Consider the following 16,813-nt stretch of genomic DNA (forward strand, 5'->3'; position numbering starts at 1 on the left):
AGCATAAAAAAAGGCGCGAGTTCAATACTCGCGCCTTCTTGTACCGCTCAGGACAGTGGCAAAAAGCCTTATGGACGCTCGTCCACACCCTCGGTTTTCACCGGCGGGATCAGGTCTTCACTGTTCAGGTTCAGCCAGATCAGCACCACGTTGGCGATGTAGATCGACGAGTAGGTACCGGCCATTACACCGATGAACAGTGCCAGCGAGAAGCCCCACAGGTTGTCACCACCGAAGAACAGCAGTGCCGCGATCGCCAGCAAGGTGGACACCGAGGTGGCCACGGTACGCAGCAGGGTCTGGGTGGTCGAGACGTTGATGTTCTCGATCAGCGAAGCCTTGCGCATCACGCGGAAGTTTTCCCGTACCCGGTCGAACACCACGATGGTGTCGTTGAGCGAGTAGCCGATGATCGCCAGCACCGCCGCCAGCACCGTCAGGTCGAAGGTGATCTGGAAGAACGACAGGATGCCCATGGTCACGATCACGTCGTGCACCAGCGACAGGATGGCGCCCACCGCAAACTTCCACTGGAAGCGGAAGGCCAGGTAGACCAGGATGCCGCCCAGCGCCAGCAGCATGCCCAGGCCGCCCTGGTCACGCAGTTCCTCGCCCACCTGCGGGCCGACGAACTCGACACGCTTGACCGTGGCCGGGTTGTCGGTGCTGATCTTCTGCAGCGCCTCGGCCACCTTGTTGCCCAGCATCGGGTCGTCGCCCGGCATGCGCACCAGCAGGTCGGTGGTAGCACCGAAGCTCTGCACCACGGCATCGTGGAAGCCGGACCTGACCAGCTCTTCACGAACCTCGCCAAGGTTGGCCGGGCGCTCGTAGGTCAGCTCGATGAGCGTACCGCCGGTGAAGTCCAGGCCGAAGTTGAGCCCTTTGTAGAACCAGCTGAACAGTGCCAGCACAGTCAGCAGCAGGGTGACGCCGAACGCGACGTTCCGCACACCCATGAAGTTAATGGTACGTAACATGGCAGCCCCTTATACCCACAACTTCTTGATATCCCGCCCACCGCAGGTCAGGTTGACCATTGCGCGGGTGACCATGACGGCCGTGAACATCGAGGTGAAAATCCCGAGGGACATGGTAACCGCGAAGCCCTTGACCGGACCGGTACCCATGGCGAACAGGATGCCGCCCACCAGCAGGGTGGTCAGGTTGGCATCGACGATCGCGGTGTAGGCACGATTGAAGCCTTCGTGGATGGCGCGCTGCACCGACATGCCATTGGCCAGTTCTTCACGTATGCGCGAGAAGATCAGTACGTTGGCATCGACCGCCATACCCATGGTCAGCACGATACCGGCAATGCCCGGCAGGGTTAGCGTAGCCCCCAGCAGCGACATCAGCGCCAGCAGCAGCACCATGTTGCCCGCCAGGGCGATGGTGGCGATCAGGCCGAAGGCACGGTAGATGGCCATGATGAACAGCGACACGAACAGCATGCCCCACAGCGATGCATCGATACCCTTGGTGATGTTGTCGGCACCCAGGCTTGGGCCAATGGTACGTTCTTCGGCGAAGTACATCGGCGCCGCCAGACCACCGGCACGCAGCAGCAGGGCCAGCTCGGACGACTCACCCTGGCCGTTCAGGCCGGTGATGCGGAACTGGCTGCCCAGCGGCGACTGGATGGTCGCCAGGCTGATGATGCGCTTCTCTTCCACGAACGACTGCACCGGCACGTCTTTCTCGACACCGTCGACCATCTGCTTGACGTAGCGGGTAACCGGACGCTGTTCGATGAAGATCACCGCCATGCTGCGCCCGACGTTGCTGCGCGTGGCGCGGCTCATCAGTTCGCCGCCGTGGCCATCCAGGCGGATGTTCACCTGCGGGCGACCCTGCTCGTCGAAGCTGGCCTGGGCGTCGGTGACCTGGTCACCGGTGATGATCAGGCCACGCTCGACCGCTGCCGGTGGGCGACCGCCCTCACGGAACTCGAAGGTCTCGGTAGTGGCCTTGGACGCACCCGGCTCGGCACCCAGACGGAACTCCAGGTTCGCGGTCTTGCCCAGGATACGCTTGGCTTCGGCGGTGTCCTGCACGCCTGGCAGCTCGACCACGATGCGGTTGGCACCCTGGCGCTGAACCAGTGGCTCGGCCACACCCAGTTCGTTGACGCGGTTACGTACCGTGGTCAGGTTCTGCTTGATCGAGTATTCACGGATTTCCGCGACCTTGGCCGGGGTAATCGCCAGACGCAGCACCGACAGGCCGTTACGCTCGGTGGTGGTCAGCTCGAAATCGTTGAAATTCTTGCGGATCAGGCTGCGAGCCTGTTCGCGGGACTGGTCATCGGAGAAGCCCAGTTGAATGCCGCCATCTTGCTGCGGCAGGCTGCGGTAGCGCACACGCTCCTTGCGCAGCAGGCTTTTGACTTCGCCTTCGTACACCTTCAGACGTGCCGCCATGGCCTTGTCCATGTCCACTTCAAGTAGGAAGTGCACACCACCGGACAGGTCCAGGCCCAGCTTCATCGGGCTTGCACCCAGGTTGCGCAGCCATTGCGGAGTGGTCGGGGCCAGGTTCAGTGCAACGACGTAGTCGTCACCCAGCGCCTTGCGCACAACGTCCTTGGCAGGCAGTTGGTCGTCCTGTTTGGCCAGACGCACCAGTGCGCCCTTGCCCTTCTCGCCCAGGCTTGCACCCTTGACCGCGATACCGGCGTCGGCCAGTGCCTTGGTGGCACGGTCCAGGTCGGCCTGGCTGACCTGCAGCGCCGTGCTGGCACCGCTGACCTGAATAGCCGCGTCGTCAGGGTAGAGGTTGGGAGCGGAATAAATAAAACCGATCGCCAGTACCGCCAGGATCAGTGCGTATTTCCATAGAGGATATTTGTTCAGCATCACGCCGCCCGTTCAAGACGCGGGGCGCCTTGCGCGCCCCGTCGATTGTAGAAAATCTGAAACTTAGATCGCTTTGAGCGTGCCCTTGGGCAGGGTCGCGGCAATAGCACCCTTCTGGAACTTCAGTTCCACGGTGTCGGACACTTCCAGCACCACGAAGTCATCGGCCACTTTGACGATCTTGCCGGCAATACCGCCGTTGGTGACAACTTCGTCACCTTTCTGCAGGTTGCTCAGCAGGTTCTTCTGCTCTTTGGCGCGCTTGGCCTGCGGACGCCAGATCATCAGGTAGAAGATGACCAGGAAGCCGACCAGGAAAATCCACTCGAAGCCGGTACCGGCTGGGCCGGCGGCAGCTGCCGGGGCTGCTGCGTCCGCGTAAGCGGCAGGAATCAGAAAGCTCATTTAGCACTCCAAGTTGCAAGTTGTTGTACGTGTGTCAGGTTCGACAGAACATCAATCCAAGGGCGGCACAGGCAGCCCGCGCTTGGCGTAAAAGGCATCGACAAAGGCGGCCAATGTACCCTGTTGAATAGCCTCGCGCAAACCAGCCATCAGGCGCTGGTAATGACGCAAGTTGTGGATGGTATTCAACATGCTGCCCAACATTTCGCCGCATTTATCCAGGTGATGCAGATAAGCGCGGGAGAAGTTCTGGCAGGTGTAGCAGTCACAGGTCGGATCCAGTGGCGAATCATCATGGCGATGGAACGCGTTACGGATTTTAAGCACGCCGGTATCGACAAACAGATGACCGTTGCGCGCATTGCGCGTGGGCATCACGCAATCGAACATGTCGACGCCGCGGCGCACACCCTCAACGAGATCTTCCGGCTTGCCTACCCCCATAAGGTAACGAGGTTTGTCAGCCGGCATCATGCCCGGCAGGTAGTCCAGCACCTTGATCATCTCGTGCTTGGGCTCGCCCACCGACAGCCCGCCAATGGCCAGGCCGTCGAAGCCGATCTTGTCCAGGCCCTCGAGCGAACGCTCGCGCAGGTTGCGGTGCATGCCGCCCTGCACGATGCCGAACAGCGCCGCAGTGCTGTCGCCGTGGGCGTTCTTGGAGCGCTGGGCCCAGCGCAGCGACAGCTCCATGGAGATGCGCGCCACATCTTCATCGGCCGGGTACGGGGTGCACTCGTCGAAAATCATAACCACGTCCGAGCCCAGGTCGCGCTGCACCTGCATCGACTCTTCCGGGCCCATGAACACCTTGGAGCCGTCCACCGGGGAGGCGAAGGTCACGCCCTCCTCCTTGATCTTGCGCATCGCACCCAGGCTGAACACCTGGAAGCCGCCGGAGTCGGTGAGGATCGGGCCCTGCCACTTCATGAAGTCGTGCAGGTCGCCGTGGGCCTTGATCACCTCGGTGCCCGGGCGCAGCCACAGGTGGAAGGTGTTGCCCAGGATCATCTGCGCGCCGATGGCCTCGATGTCGCGCGGCAGCATGCCCTTGACCGTGCCATAGGTGCCCACCGGCATGAAGGCCGGGGTTTCGACCACGCCCCGGGGGAATGTCAGGCGGCCGCGACGGGCCTTGCCGTCGGTGGCCAGCAACTCGAAGGACATACGACAGGTGCGACTCATGCTTGATCCTCGGGCCCGCGTGGCGCCGGATTGCGGGTGATGAACATGGCATCACCGTAACTGAAGAAGCGGTAGCCGTTTTCCACCGCTGCGGCGTAGGCAGCCATGGTCTCGGGGTAACCGGCGAAGGCCGAAACCAGCATCAGCAGCGTGGATTCGGGCAAATGGAAGTTGGTCACCAGGGCGTCGACCACGTGGAACGGGCGGCCCGGGAAAATAAAGATGTCGGTATCGCCGCTGAACGGCTTGAGCGTACCGTCGCGCGCCGCGCTTTCCAGCGAGCGCACGCTGGTGGTGCCGACCGCGATCACCCGCCCGCCGCGCGCCCGGCATTCGGCCACGGCGTCCACCACGTCCTGGCCCACTTCGAGCCACTCTTTATGCATGTGGTGATCTTCGATGCGCTCCACGCGCACCGGCTGGAAGGTGCCGGCGCCCACGTGCAGGGTGACGAAGGCGGTGCTCACGCCCTTTTCGGCGATCTTGCCCATCAGCTCTTCATCGAAGTGCAGGCCGGCGGTGGGCGCGGCCACGGCGCCGGAGCGCTGCGCATAGACCGTCTGATAGCGCTCGCGGTCGGCGCCTTCGTCGGGGCGGTCTATATAAGGAGGCAACGGCATGTGGCCGACGCGGTCGAGCAGTGGCAGCACCTCTTCGGTGAAGCGCAGCTCGAACAGCGCGTCGTGGCGCGCGACCATCTCGGCTTCGCCGCCGCCGTCGATCAGCAGCTGGGTGCCTGGCTTGGGCGACTTGCTCGAGCGCACGTGGGCGAGCACGCGATGGCTGTCGAGCACGCGCTCGATGAGGATCTCCAGCTTGCCGCCGGAGGCCTTCTGGCCGAACAGTCGGGCCGGGATCACCCGGGTGTTGTTGAACACCATCAGATCGCCCGGGCGCAGGTGCTCGAGCAGGTCGGTGAACTGGCGATGCGCGAGCGCGCCGGTGGGCCCGTCGAGGGTCAACAGCCGGCTGCTGCGCCGTTCAGCCAGTGGATGGCGGGCGATCAGGGAATCTGGAAGCTCAAAGGAGAAATCGGCGACGCGCATGATGGTGATCGGTTTGACAGGGCCGCAAAGTTTAGCGGAAAGCGGCAAAATTGACCATGAAAGCTGATTGACCAACGGTAGGCGCCTCACTATACTTCGCCGCCACAAGCCCTGATGGCGGAATTGGTAGACGCGGCGGATTCAAAATCCGTTTTCGAAAGGAGTGGGAGTTCGAGTCTCCCTCGGGGCACCATACAAATCCTTGTAAATCAAGGACTTAGAGAAGGGGTAGAAAGAAATTTCTACCCCTTTTTCTATCCAGAAAATCTGTTCTTCTCATAATCCATTTCCCTCGGAAAATGCGGCCCCAAAGCGTCACATCACGCGAAGTCAAGATCATACAAACCCACAAAAATCAATAGATTTTATGGGTATTCAAAAACCTTCGCGTCTCCGGCAAGGTCGTTTTTTGTGGTTGAACGTGTTCAAGCATGAAAATTGAGCACGGGTCTAACCCTAACTTTTAATTTTTGACAGCTACCATCCAACCCTACATATATTTTCAATCTACCATTGACACAATATTTCGTTGCATTAAGCAATTATTTGACTGTCATCGAAATTAAAAGACCGAACAAATCAAGCATTCAACAATGCTTGGCAACTGTATAGCAGGCATTGAAAAGGCCACCTTGAAGGGCAGCCTGATAGTTATCGACCATTATACGAACGCGGTCTATCTTCTCTTCATCGACCTCAAATCAACAAAAACACTGATGTGCTTTATTGTCGTTTACACATTTCAAAAAACAGTGCCATCATCCAAGGCAGACTTCAACTCGCTCTTGTAATTACTCTTATTAAAACTGTCGACTTTCTTGTAAGTATTCAGCTTTTCAGGAGAGCGATATTGCGTATCACTTGCGAACGATTGAAAGGTGTCATCGTCAACCATTCTTATATGCATTTGAAGCTCCCTTGAATCATAGCCATAAAACTCAACAAAACCGGGAATTTGACTTTGACGTGCAACCATCAACGCTTCTTTGACTGGCTTGTCATAGAGATAGAATGTAGCAGTCACCATAATGGCACCCCCGGATTCCGTATTGTTCTTACCGAATTGGGGATTGACATAAGGGGTGAACACGACCCCACCATCCATAGCCTTGGTTTGTCCTAGCCATTTACGTTCTTTAATCGCACTGATTGTCTTATTGATAGGTCCAGAATACTCAACGCTTCTTCTGTCTTTATCAAGCTCGACGTGTTCAAAGGTTTCTGCTGATGCTGTGCACGCAAAAGCGGCAACCAACGATGCCAGCACAAAGCTTTTAATTTTTTCCATTTTTTCCTTATCCATTCAGTTGAATCGCGAGAGCCAAGTCTTGCTGGCAAGGCAAAATGCTATCACCATTTGAGCAATAGTTAAACGCCAGCATTCCAACATCGCGGGGATGCAATATATTTAAGACTGGAACTTGTATGCGAGTTTTTCAAGTGCTTTCCTTCGGAATACCTGTCAACAGTCATCCGCAACAAACCCTCTGCTTTATGACCTACCCATGAAATGATGACAAGGTTTTTTACATCTGCACGCTCTAATGTAGCAATTACGGTTTTTCGTATGCGGTGGAAAACACATCGCTTATCACAGCCCAACTCTGTTTTGGATGTGCTTACCGAATGGCTTCCAAACCCATTACTATTTCGATGTACATAGCCGTCCAACGACGACTACGCAACACCCATAAAGCCCACTGACTGCGGGCTTTTTAGTCTCTGGGGTTTCATCCCCTTCCCTGGCAAGTCAACGCTTCAGCGCCAACAATCCAATTGCCCCTGCGCACGAGTGCTGAAGATCGTCAGCAGCTCGCCCAGTGTATGCGGTGGCGGTTCGGCAGCGCGGGTCACCGCGTACAGGGTGATCGGCAACGCTGGAGCCAGGGGGCGAATGGCGGTGGCCCCAGGCGACGCGCTGAGGGCGGTGAAGGGATCGATCACCGCCAGCCCTGCACCGGATTCGACCATCGCCCTGGCCAGTGAATAGGTTTGCACCGCGATGCTCACCCGTGGCGGCGGCTCTACCGCCTCGAGATAGCTGTCGAGGCGGGCCGACAGCGGATCGGCACTGGACAGCCCGATCAGCGGCGCGTCGGCCAGGGCCTGCAGCGACAGCGGCTGGCCTTCTTCCTCCTGGGGCCAGTAACCGGCCGGCGCCAACGCCACCAACACCCCACTGGCCAGCGCCTGGGCCTTGAGCCCCGGGTGATCGGGTAGTTGCAGGGTCAGGGCGACATCGATTTCGCGCATCAGCAGGTTCTGCACCAGCTCGCGGCTATGGGCACTGGACAGCTCGCAGGCGATCTCCGGATAGCGTTGCGTCCATTCATGAATGGCCGGCGGCAACAACGACAGGGCCAGTGCCGGGGTCGCGCCGATCCGCAGGCTGTGGCCCGGCTCGCGGCGCAGGCTCTGGGCCAGGCGTCGCACCCCTTGCAGGCTTTCGGTGACCTTGTCGACCTCACGCTCCAGCTCCAGCGCTTCCGGGGTGGCCTGGAGTTTGCCGCGCACCCGTAGAAACAGCGGGAACCCCAGATGCTGCTCAGCGTGTTGCAGCACTTTGGTCACGGCGGGTTGGGAGACATGCAGTAACTGCGCGGCAGCGCTGACCGAACCGGTCTGGCGGATGGCCTGGAAGATCTCGATGTGGCGAAGGCGCATGGCGAGTCCATAACCTTTGTTTATGGGATGACCATCTTTATTCATTGTTCGGCGCCTGTCACCTGGCTCTAACCTCGGTCTCGTCTCAACCACGGCTAAGGAATGACATGGCTCAGCGTGTATGCATCATCGGCGGCGGCGTCATTGGCCTGGCAACGGCTTACGCACTGGTGCGCGATGGCGTTGAGGTGACCCTGGTCGAGGCGCGGGATTCGCTGGGCAGTGAAACCAGCTTTGCCAATGGCGGCCAGTTGTCCTATCGCTACGTAGCGCCCCTGGCCGATGCCGGCGTGCCATTGCAGGCCATCGGCTGGATGCTGCGCGGTGACTCACCGTTGAAGCTGCGCCCCCGCCTGGACCCGGCGCAGTGGCGCTGGATGGCGTCCTTTCTGGGGGCCTGCCGCTCCTCCGTCAACCGCACCAATGCAGCCCACCTGCTGCGCCTGGCGTTGTTCAGCCAGGCCACCCTGCAGGCCTGGCGCGAGGACGATGCCCTGGACGGTTTCCACTGGCGGCGCAATGGCAAGCTGGTGACCTTTCGCAACACCGCGAGCTTCGAGCACGCCCGCCACAGGCTGGCCGCCCCCCAGCAACAGCAGGTGCTGTCGTCTGCCGACTGCGCCCGCCTGGACCCGGCGCTGGCCGATGCCCCCTTTGTTGGCGCGATCTACACCCCCGATGAAGAGGTCGGTGACTGCCACGGCTTCTGCCAGCAACTGGCGGCGCGTTTGCGGGCCTCGGGCCGTTGCGAGTTCCGCCTGGGCCAGGCCGTGACCGGTATTCGCCAGGCCAATGGCATGGTGAGCGCAATTGAACTGGGGGATGAAGTGCTGCCAGTGGAGCATCTGGTGATTGCCGCCGGCCATCGCAGCCCACTGCTGACGTTGCCAGGGGTGCACCTGCCCCTGTACCCGCTCAAGGGCTATAGCCTCACCGTGCCGATCGGCGCCCACCACCGGGCCCCGGATCTGAGCATCACTGACTATGACCGCAAGATCGTCTACGCCCGCATCGGCGAGCAACTGCGGGTAGCGGCCATGGTCGACATCGTCGGCTTTGAACCGGCGCTGGACCCCAAGCGGCTGGCCCTGATCAAGCGCCAGGCGCGTGACACCTTCGCCAATGCCGGCGACTACGAGCAGGCCATCGAGTGGGCCGGTATGCGCCCGGCGACCCCTAGCGGCGTGCCGCTGCTGGGCGCAACGGCGTATCGCAACCTGTGGCTCAACCTCGGCCATGGTGCCCTGGGCTTCACCCTGGCCTGCGGCAGTGCGCAGTTGCTCGGCGAGCTGATCGGCCAGCGCCGCCCCTCCATTGATCTGCAGGGCTTTGCGCCCCGTGTGGCCTGAAATTACCCAAGAGAAGGACTATCCGATGACCATCAGCCGCATCCAGACCAATCCACGCTTGTCCGCTGCCGTGACCTTTGGCGACCTGGTGTTTCTCTCCGGCCAAGTACCGGGTGATGCCACCGACGCCGCTGGCCAGACTCGCCAGGTGCTGGCAAAAATCGACGCGCTGTTGGCCGAGGCGGGCAGCGACAAGGATCACCTGCTCAGCGCGACCATTTACCTGAAGGACATTGGTGAGGATTTCGCGGCGATGAACTACGTATGGTCGGACTGGTTGTCGCCTGGCCAGGCACCGAGTCGCACGACCTTGCAGGCCGAGCTGGCCCGCCCGCAGGTGCGAGTCGAAATCAGCGTTATCGCGGCCCGCCGCTAAGCAATCCATCACCCACAACGGAGAATAACAATGCAAAAAATCACGTTGCTCGGCTGCACCCTGGGCGTATTGCTCGGCACTCAAGTGCAGGCTGAAGAAACCTCGCTGGGGCCGACCCTGAGCAAGATTGCCAGTACCAACAGCATTACCCTGGGCTATCGCGATGCGTCGGTACCCTTCTCCTACGTGGGCGATCACTCGGGTCAACCGATGGGTTACTCGGTGGACCTGGCGAACAAGATCGTCGAGCGCGTGCAGCAAAAGCTCGCGGCGCCCCAGCTCAAGGTCAAGTACAACCTGGTGACTTCGCAAACCCGCATTCCGCTGGTGCAGAACGGCACGGTCGACCTGGAATGTGGCTCGACCGGCGTGACCGCTGAGCGGCAAAAACAGGTGGCGTTTTCCTACGGCTTCATCTACGTCAAAGGCCAGTTGTTGACCGCCAACGACAGTGGGATCAAGAGCTTCGCCGACCTGCGCGGCAAGAACGTGGTGACCACCGCCGGCACCACCAACGAGCGCTATCTGAAGAGCTACAACATCGATAACAAGATCGACATGTTCGTGATCAGCGCCAAGGACCACGGCGAAGCCTTCCAGCTGTTGCAGTCCGGTCGGGCAGCGGCGTTCTACATGGACGATGCGTTGCTCTACGGCGAGCGCGCCAAGGCTCGCGATCCACACAAGTGGGTAGTGGTTGGGGAGGAGCAGTCGCGGGAAATCTACAGCTGTATGGTGCGCAAGGACGATCCGCAATTCCTCGCACTGGTGAATTCGACACTGGGCGAGCTGTACAGCTCGGGGGAGATCAACGGGATCTACCAGCGCTGGTTTGAGCAGCCGATCCCGCCAAAAGGCTTGAACCTCGAGTTCCCGATGACCAGTGAACTCAAGGCGATCATTGCCAAGCCGGTGAGTGATCCGGTGCAGTAGCGATCAGTGCCCTCACCGGTTGGCGCGGGCTACCCGCCACCAGGGCTTGGGGATTGCTATCCCCCAAACGGTAGGTCGAGCAGCAGTGTTCCGCTGAGTTCTTCAGCGTTCACTCTGAGGCGATTCACTGAGGACACGGTGATTTTTCTGGGCTGCCATACAGGCAGCTCAGAAGTTGTTTCCAGACAAAAAAGTCGCTGAAGCATTCCAGAATCAACCTACACCGAAGCCCCTCGATGCGAGCGCGCACAGAGTTCGATTCCCAGCGCATGCATCACCTTCAGCACCGTATCGAAACGAGGCTTTGCGCCTGGCGCGAAGGCCTTGTAAAGGCTCTCTCTTCCCAATCCAGTCTCTTTGGCAACCAGCGACATTCCGCGCGCTTTGGCCACGTACCCTATTGCACGTAAAAGCTCGTCGCTGTCGCCCTCTGCCAGCACCTGAGACAAGTACTCGCTGATGGCTTCATCACTATCAAGCAGTGCCGCCATGTCGAATGGAATCAATGTAACGCTCATGGTCAAACCTCTTTGGCCAACCGCTTGGCCATCCGGATATCTGCTGCTTGAGAAGACTTGTCCCCGCCTGTCAGCAACAAGATTGCTACGCCGCTACGCACGGTGAAGTACACCCGATAGCCTGGGCCGGAATCGATGCGCATCTCTGAAACACCATCACCAACCGCCTTCGTATCCCCCAAGTTGCCCGCAAGCGCACGTTCGATGCGTCGACCAATGGCGATCCTCGCTCGTACATCGCGTAGCGCCAGAAGCCAGCCGCTGAATGCCAAAGTCTGTTCTATGGAATAGATCACATCAGGCCCTGAATGTATCCCTACGGATACAGGCTGGCAAGCAACATCACGTTTGGATGCTTACCAGACTGCCGGTGAATCGCTCGCCTTTCGAACGAGCAACTGGAATACGATGGGCGCTTGCGCATGCCTCTGGAACAAGACAATTCCTTATTTGAAGCGGTACATTTCCCAAGGTTAAAAAACCTCCAGCTATTGCAGCTGCAAGAGCATGTCACCTCCCTTCGCCAGCAACGCTGGCGCCTACACCGTCTCGCGCTCCCCTGTAAGCGCCAGCCTTGCTGGCGAATGCGCCCGCCCAGGCCACTTCACGAACCCCGCCCCCAGCGCCGCCAGAATCAACCCGATCGAAACCGCCTCGTGCGCATCCACCCGGTGCCCCAGCAGCACCATCGACCCTGCCACCCCGAATACCGGGATCAGCAACGACAACGGCGCCACCTTCGACACCGGGTACTCACGCAGCAGCAGGTTCCACCCCCAGTAACAGAAGTGCGTCGCCGCATACACCTGGAACACCAGCGAAAACACCGCCACCCACCCCACCTGCGCAGCCACACCGGAGAACGGCGCGGTGCCATGCATCAGCCAGGTGAGCAACACCAGAGGCAGCGGTGCGAACAGGCTCGCCCACACCACAAAGGCAAACATCTCGCGCACCTTCGAGCGCTTGATGATGACGTTGCCCACACTCCAGCTGAACGCACTCACCAGCAACAAGCCATAACCCACCACCGAGCCATCGCCGGGCCTGCCATTGATGATGGACACCAGCCCCAGCACTGCCAGCCCCACCCCGACGCCCTGCTCCACGCCAAGGCGTTCGCGAAACAGCAACACGCCCCAACCCAGGGTGAAAAACGCACTGAACTGCACCAGCAACGCCGCCGTGCCCGGCGGCACGCCCAGCTCGATACCCAGGTTGATCAACGCCCACATCGCCACGCCAAAGATCAACCCGTATGCCACCACCCAGCCCAGGCCGACCGCCGGGCGCCGGATGAAGAACACCCACGGCAACGCCGCCAGGGTGAATCGCAACGCCGTCAACAGCAGCGGGTCAATTGCGGCCAGGCCGAGCTTGGTGATGGGAAAGTTGAACCCCCACACCGCCGTCACCAGCACGGCCAGGGCCAGATGTTTCTTTTGCATGGCGTACCTATCCCGAAAGTCAGGGCGCCACTATGCGCAATGAGCACACTGGCTCGCTTGCACTATCAGGTCATAGATCATTAAATTCGGGCCATGCGCGAAATCGACATCGACCCCTATGAACACACCCCCCGCGACGCCGTGGTCACGGCCAACGACTATGGCGACGGGCAGCACTTTGCCTTGCATACCCATCAGCGTGGGCAGTTCGCGTATGCGGCCTGCGGGGTGATCACGGTGTTCACCCGCCAGGGCAACTGGGTGGTGCCGCCGCAGCGGGCCATCTGGGTGCCCGCAGGCGTGCCCCACGAGATGAGCATGAACGGCCCGGTGACGATGCTGAACACCTATGTGCGCCAGCCTGCCGCCACCCGCCTGGGCCTGCCCGCACACTGCCAGGTGTTCGGTGTGTCGACACTGCTGCGCCAACTGCTGCTGCGCGCCCGGGATGTGCCGGCGCTGTATGCCGAAGGCAGCCGCGAGGGCTACCTGATGAACCTGCTGCTGCACGAGATTGCCGACATGCCGGCGCTGTCGCTGAATGCACCGCTGCCCAGCGAACCCAGGCTCGCCCGGGCCTGCCAGCACTTGCTGGCACAGCCCTCGCTGGATACAGGGATCGATGACATGGCCCGCCAGGTGGGCATGAGCCGGCGCACCTTCACCCGGCTGTTTCGCCAGCACACCGGCATCAGCTTCGTGGCATGGCGACAGCAGGCATGCCTGATGGCGGCGGTGGTGCGCCTGGGCAATGGCGAGGCGATCACGCGGGTGGCGACGGACCTTGGCTACAGCAGCCCCAGTGCGTTCACCAGTGTGTTCCGGCGCGTGCTGGGCGCGGCGCCCAGCCAGTACTTCGCCAACGCGGCAAGTTGATGCAACACGATTCGCTGCAACCCAAGCAGTAGCGCGCCAGGCCTACACAGATAGCCAACTGTCTGCCCAGCAACTGTTGCCCCAGCAACAGCCAGCCAACAAAAACCTCCCGCACCAACACCATTGCCACCTCACTACCGCGCCAGGCCCAGCAAAAACGGGGCCTGCGACTGTGGTACGGCTCTTGCTCAAGCCTGGGTAACGCTCTGAGCGCAGGGCCACACCACAGGACGCACACATGACCGCAGCACTCAAGGTCGTCGCCGTTTCCGGCGGCGCCTATCGCCCCTCACGCACCCTGGCACTGACCGAGGCGATCGTCGCCGAGCTGGGCAAGCACCTGCACATCGACGCCCAGCTCATCGAGCTGAGCGAGATCGCCCGCCCGGTAGGCGGCGCCCTGTCGCGCGCCGAACTGCCGGCCACGGTCGAACAGCAGCTGCAGGCCATCGAGCATGCCGACCTGCTGATCGTCGCCTCGCCGGTTTACCGCGGCTCGTACCCCGGCCTGCTCAAGCACCTGTTCGACCTGGTGGGCCAGGACAGCCTGATCGACACCCCGGTGCTGCTGGCCGCCACCGGTGGCAGCCCGCTGCATGCGCTGGTGATCGACCACCAGCTGCGCCCGCTGTTCAGCTTCTTCCAGGCGCTGACCCTGCCCATCGGCGTGTATGGCAGCGAAGGCGACCTGCAGAACTACCAGGTCAGCAGCCCGGTGCTGCAAGCCCGTGTCAGCCTGGCCGCCGAGCGTGCCGCACCGTTCTTCGCCGCCCACGCCCACAGCCAGCGCAAGCTCGCCAGCGGGGCCGAACGGTGAACGTGTTCTGGTTCCTGCCCACCCACGGCGACGGTCATTTCCTCGGCACCAGCGACGGCGCGCGCCCGGTCACCCTCAACTACCTCAAGCAGATCGCCCAGGCCGCCGATGGCCTGGGCTACCACGGCGTGCTGATCCCCACCGGCCGCTCGTGCGAGGACTCCTGGGTGGTCGCCTCGGCCCTGGCGCCGCTGACCGAACGCCTGCGCTACCTGGTGGCGATACGCCCCGGCATCATCTCGCCCACCGTGTCGGCGCGCATGACCGCCACCCTGGACCGCCTGTCCGGCGGGCGCCTGCTGATCAACGTGGTCACCGGCGGCGACCCCGACGAGAACCGCGGCGACGGCATCCACCTCAGCCATAGCGAACGCTACGAGGTCACCGACGAGTTCCTGCGTATCTGGCGCCGCGTACTGCAAGGCGAGTCGGTGGATTTCGAGGGCAAGCACTTCAAGGTCGAGAACGCCAAGGCGCTCTACCCACCGGTACAAAAGCCCTACCCGCCGCTGTACTTCGGTGGCTCGTCCGACGCCGCCCATGACCTGGCCGCCGAACAGCTGGACGTCTACCTCACCTGGGGCGAACCGCCCGCCGCCGTCGCCGAGAAGATCGCAGATGTGCGCGCCCGCGCCGCCAGGCACGGGCGCACGGTGAAATTCGGCATCCGCCTGCACGTGATCGTGCGCGAAACCGCCGAAGAGGCCTGGCAGGCCGCCGACCGCCTGATCGCGCACATCAGCGACGACACCATCGCCGCGGCGCAACAGTCCTTCGCGCGCTTCGACTCCGAAGGCCAACGGCGCATGGCTGCCCTGCACGGCGGTCGCCGCGACCAGCTGGAGATCGCCCCCAACCTGTGGGCCGGTGTGGGCCTGGTACGGGGCGGCGCCGGCACCGCGCTGGTGGGCGACCCGCAACAGGTGGCCGCGCGCATCAAGGAATACGCCGACCTGGGCATCGAAAGCTTCATCTTCTCCGGCTACCCCCATCTGGAGGAAGCCTACCGCTTCGCCGAGCTGGTGTTCCCGCTGCTGCCAGAACCCTACGCCAGCCTGGCCGGGCGCGGCGTCACCAACCTGACCGGGCCGTTCGGCGAAATGATCGCCAACGATGTGCTGCCCAAGGCGCAGACCGCATGAGTGCCAAGCAACCGGAACCCAACCTGCTCAGCCCGCTGCAGGCCGCGCGCGCCCTGGCCGCCGAGTTCGCACTGACCGCCGCCGAACGCGACGAGCGTGGCGGCACACCCAAGGCCGAGCGTGACGCCATTCGCCACAGCGGCCTCTTGGCCCTGAGCATTCCCACGCAGTTCGGCGGCATGGGCGCCAGCTGGGGCGAAACCCTGAACATCGTGCGCGAGTTCGCCCGGGTCGACAGCTCCATCGCCCACGTGTTCGGCTTCCAGCACCTGATGCTGGCCACCGTGCGCCTGTTCTCCAGCCCCGACCAGTGGCAGCCCTGGTTCGAGCAGACCGCCCGCAAGAACTGGTTCTGGGGCAACGCCCTGAACCCGCTCGACACCCGCACCGTGGTCAAGAAGTACGACGGCTGGCGCGAATTCTCGGGCAAGAAGAGCTTCTGCTCCGGCGCCAGCGACTCGGAAATGCTGATCGCCTCGGCGGTGGATGAAAGCGCCGGCGGCAAGTTGCTGATCGCCGCCATCCCCACGGCACGTACCGGCATCACCCTGCATGGCGACTGGAACAACATGGGCCAGCGCCAGACCGACAGCGGCAGCGCCACCTTCGAGCGCGTGCGCGTCGAGGAATCCGAACTGCTGCTCGACCCCGGCCCGCTGAGCACTCCGTTCGCCTGCCTGCGCCCGCTGATCGCGCAACTGCACTTTGCGCACATCTTCCTCGGCATCGCCGAAGGGGCGCTGGAAGAGGCGCGCCAGTACACGCTCAAGGAAGGGCGACCGTGGTTCAAGTCCAACGCCCGGCACGTCAGCGAAGACCCGTACATCCTGCGCCACTACGGCGACTTCTGGGTGGGCCTGGAAGGCGTTCGGCTGCTGGCCGAACGCGCCTGCAACCAGCTCGACGAAGCCTGGCACAAGGGCCCCACGCTGAGCAGCGACGAGCGCGGGCAGCTGGCGCTGTCCATCGCCGCGGCCAAGGTGGCGGCCACCCGCACCGGCCTGGACCTGTGCAACCGCCTGTTCGAAGTGACCGGCGCGCGCGCCACGCATGCCTCGCTGCGCTTCGATCGCTACTGGCGCAACCTGCGCACCCAGACCCTGCACGACCCGGTGGACTACAAGGTCCACGAGCTGGGTGACTGGGCCCTGAACCGGACGGTGCCCGCCCCGTCCTTCTACTCCTGAGGGCTGCCC

17 protein-coding genes and 1 tRNA gene are annotated in these 16,813 nt (G+C 61.9%); 8 read left to right on the forward strand and 10 right to left on the reverse strand.

The genetic code is table 11. The features are described 5' to 3' along the window. Positions 1-68 precede the first annotated feature (68 nt). The 5 genes from secF to queA all read right to left on the reverse strand — a co-directional run bounded on the left by secF (position 69) and on the right by queA (position 5,494). The gene (gene secF, locus JZZ72_RS06045) at positions 69-980 is read right to left on the reverse strand and encodes a protein translocase subunit SecF (RefSeq protein ID WP_043864457.1); all 912 of its coding nucleotides are present in this window, start codon (positions 978-980) and stop codon (positions 69-71) included. Positions 981-989: 9 nt separating this feature from the next. Continuing rightward, complete coding sequence (gene secD / locus JZZ72_RS06050) at positions 990-2,858, reverse strand: protein translocase subunit SecD (RefSeq protein WP_054916607.1); 1,869 nt, start codon at positions 2,856-2,858, stop codon at positions 990-992. 63 nt (positions 2,859-2,921) lie between these two features. Next, a complete protein-coding gene (gene yajC / locus JZZ72_RS06055; RefSeq protein ID WP_043864455.1) occupies positions 2,922-3,263 on the reverse strand; it encodes a preprotein translocase subunit YajC in 342 nt (113 codons plus the stop codon). Between the two features lie 51 nt (positions 3,264-3,314). Then, entirely contained in the window at positions 3,315-4,430 is a 1,116-nt protein-coding gene (tgt, locus tag JZZ72_RS06060) for a tRNA guanosine(34) transglycosylase Tgt (protein ID WP_162484886.1), read from the reverse strand. Between the two features lie 14 nt (positions 4,431-4,444). Continuing rightward, positions 4,445-5,494 carry a tRNA preQ1(34) S-adenosylmethionine ribosyltransferase-isomerase QueA gene (gene queA / locus JZZ72_RS06065; protein ID WP_043864453.1) on the reverse strand — a complete coding sequence of 350 codons (1,050 nt, stop codon included), beginning with the start codon at positions 5,492-5,494 and terminating at the stop codon, positions 4,445-4,447. 108 nt (positions 5,495-5,602) lie between these two features. On the opposite strand from queA, the gene JZZ72_RS06070 reads away from it, so the two are divergent. Continuing rightward, positions 5,603-5,687, forward strand: a tRNA-Leu gene (locus JZZ72_RS06070). 549 nt (positions 5,688-6,236) lie between these two features. Here the strand turns inward: JZZ72_RS06070 and JZZ72_RS06075 are convergent. Together JZZ72_RS06075 and JZZ72_RS06080 are read right to left on the reverse strand one after the other, a co-directional pair. Then, on the reverse strand, positions 6,237-6,797 hold the full coding sequence (locus JZZ72_RS06075) for a hypothetical protein (RefSeq protein WP_143516664.1): 561 nt from the start codon (positions 6,795-6,797) through the stop codon (positions 6,237-6,239). A gap of 455 nt (positions 6,798-7,252) precedes the next feature. Further along, positions 7,253-8,158, reverse strand: coding sequence for a LysR family transcriptional regulator (locus JZZ72_RS06080; protein ID WP_210014176.1), 906 nt, complete (start codon positions 8,156-8,158; stop codon positions 7,253-7,255). Between the two features lie 107 nt (positions 8,159-8,265). On the opposite strand from JZZ72_RS06080, the gene JZZ72_RS06085 reads away from it, so the two are divergent. From JZZ72_RS06085 to JZZ72_RS06095, 3 genes are read left to right on the forward strand one after another with little or no spacing between them, the layout of a single operon-like run. Further along, on the forward strand, positions 8,266-9,507 hold the full coding sequence (locus JZZ72_RS06085) for a D-amino acid dehydrogenase (protein ID WP_210014177.1): 1,242 nt from the start codon (positions 8,266-8,268) through the stop codon (positions 9,505-9,507). A 25-nt stretch (positions 9,508-9,532) separates the two neighbouring features. Continuing rightward, positions 9,533-9,883 (forward strand): RidA family protein, encoded by a 351-nt coding sequence (locus JZZ72_RS06090; protein ID WP_043864449.1) that lies wholly within the window; start codon positions 9,533-9,535, stop codon positions 9,881-9,883. Between the two features lie 30 nt (positions 9,884-9,913). After that, entirely contained in the window at positions 9,914-10,816 is a 903-nt protein-coding gene (locus tag JZZ72_RS06095; protein WP_043864448.1) for a transporter substrate-binding domain-containing protein, read from the forward strand. A gap of 218 nt (positions 10,817-11,034) precedes the next feature. On the opposite strand, the gene JZZ72_RS06100 is transcribed toward JZZ72_RS06095, so the two are convergent. From JZZ72_RS06100 to JZZ72_RS06110, 3 genes are all read right to left on the reverse strand, one after another. Beyond that, positions 11,035-11,334 (reverse strand): addiction module antidote protein, encoded by a 300-nt coding sequence (locus tag JZZ72_RS06100; protein WP_043864447.1) that lies wholly within the window; start codon positions 11,332-11,334, stop codon positions 11,035-11,037. 2 nt (positions 11,335-11,336) lie between these two features. Continuing rightward, a complete protein-coding gene (locus JZZ72_RS06105; protein WP_371917311.1) occupies positions 11,337-11,627 on the reverse strand; it encodes a type II toxin-antitoxin system RelE/ParE family toxin in 291 nt (96 codons plus the stop codon). Positions 11,628-11,873: 246 nt separating this feature from the next. Beyond that, on the reverse strand, positions 11,874-12,782 hold the full coding sequence (locus JZZ72_RS06110; RefSeq protein ID WP_210014178.1) for an EamA family transporter: 909 nt from the start codon (positions 12,780-12,782) through the stop codon (positions 11,874-11,876). A gap of 93 nt (positions 12,783-12,875) precedes the next feature. Between JZZ72_RS06110 and JZZ72_RS06115 the strand changes: the two genes are divergently transcribed. From JZZ72_RS06115 to JZZ72_RS06130, 4 genes are all read left to right on the forward strand, one after another. Next, a complete protein-coding gene (locus JZZ72_RS06115; protein WP_210014179.1) occupies positions 12,876-13,658 on the forward strand; it encodes an AraC family transcriptional regulator in 783 nt (260 codons plus the stop codon). Between the two features lie 238 nt (positions 13,659-13,896). Next, positions 13,897-14,475: an FMN reductase gene (gene msuE, locus JZZ72_RS06120; protein WP_043864443.1), complete on the forward strand. Its 579-nt coding sequence runs from the start codon at positions 13,897-13,899 to the stop codon at positions 14,473-14,475. Next, a complete protein-coding gene (gene ssuD / locus JZZ72_RS06125; protein ID WP_043864442.1) occupies positions 14,472-15,617 on the forward strand; it encodes an FMNH2-dependent alkanesulfonate monooxygenase in 1,146 nt (381 codons plus the stop codon). The genes msuE and ssuD overlap by 4 nt, the downstream gene beginning before the upstream one ends. Further along, entirely contained in the window at positions 15,614-16,804 is a 1,191-nt protein-coding gene (locus JZZ72_RS06130) for an acyl-CoA dehydrogenase family protein (RefSeq protein ID WP_210014180.1), read from the forward strand. The genes ssuD and JZZ72_RS06130 overlap by 4 nt, the downstream gene beginning before the upstream one ends. Positions 16,805-16,813 lie beyond the last annotated feature (9 nt).

The sequence above is a fragment of the Pseudomonas palmensis genome, from assembly GCF_017848315.1.
Classification (GTDB): Bacteria; Pseudomonadota; Gammaproteobacteria; order Pseudomonadales; family Pseudomonadaceae; genus Aquipseudomonas; species Aquipseudomonas palmensis.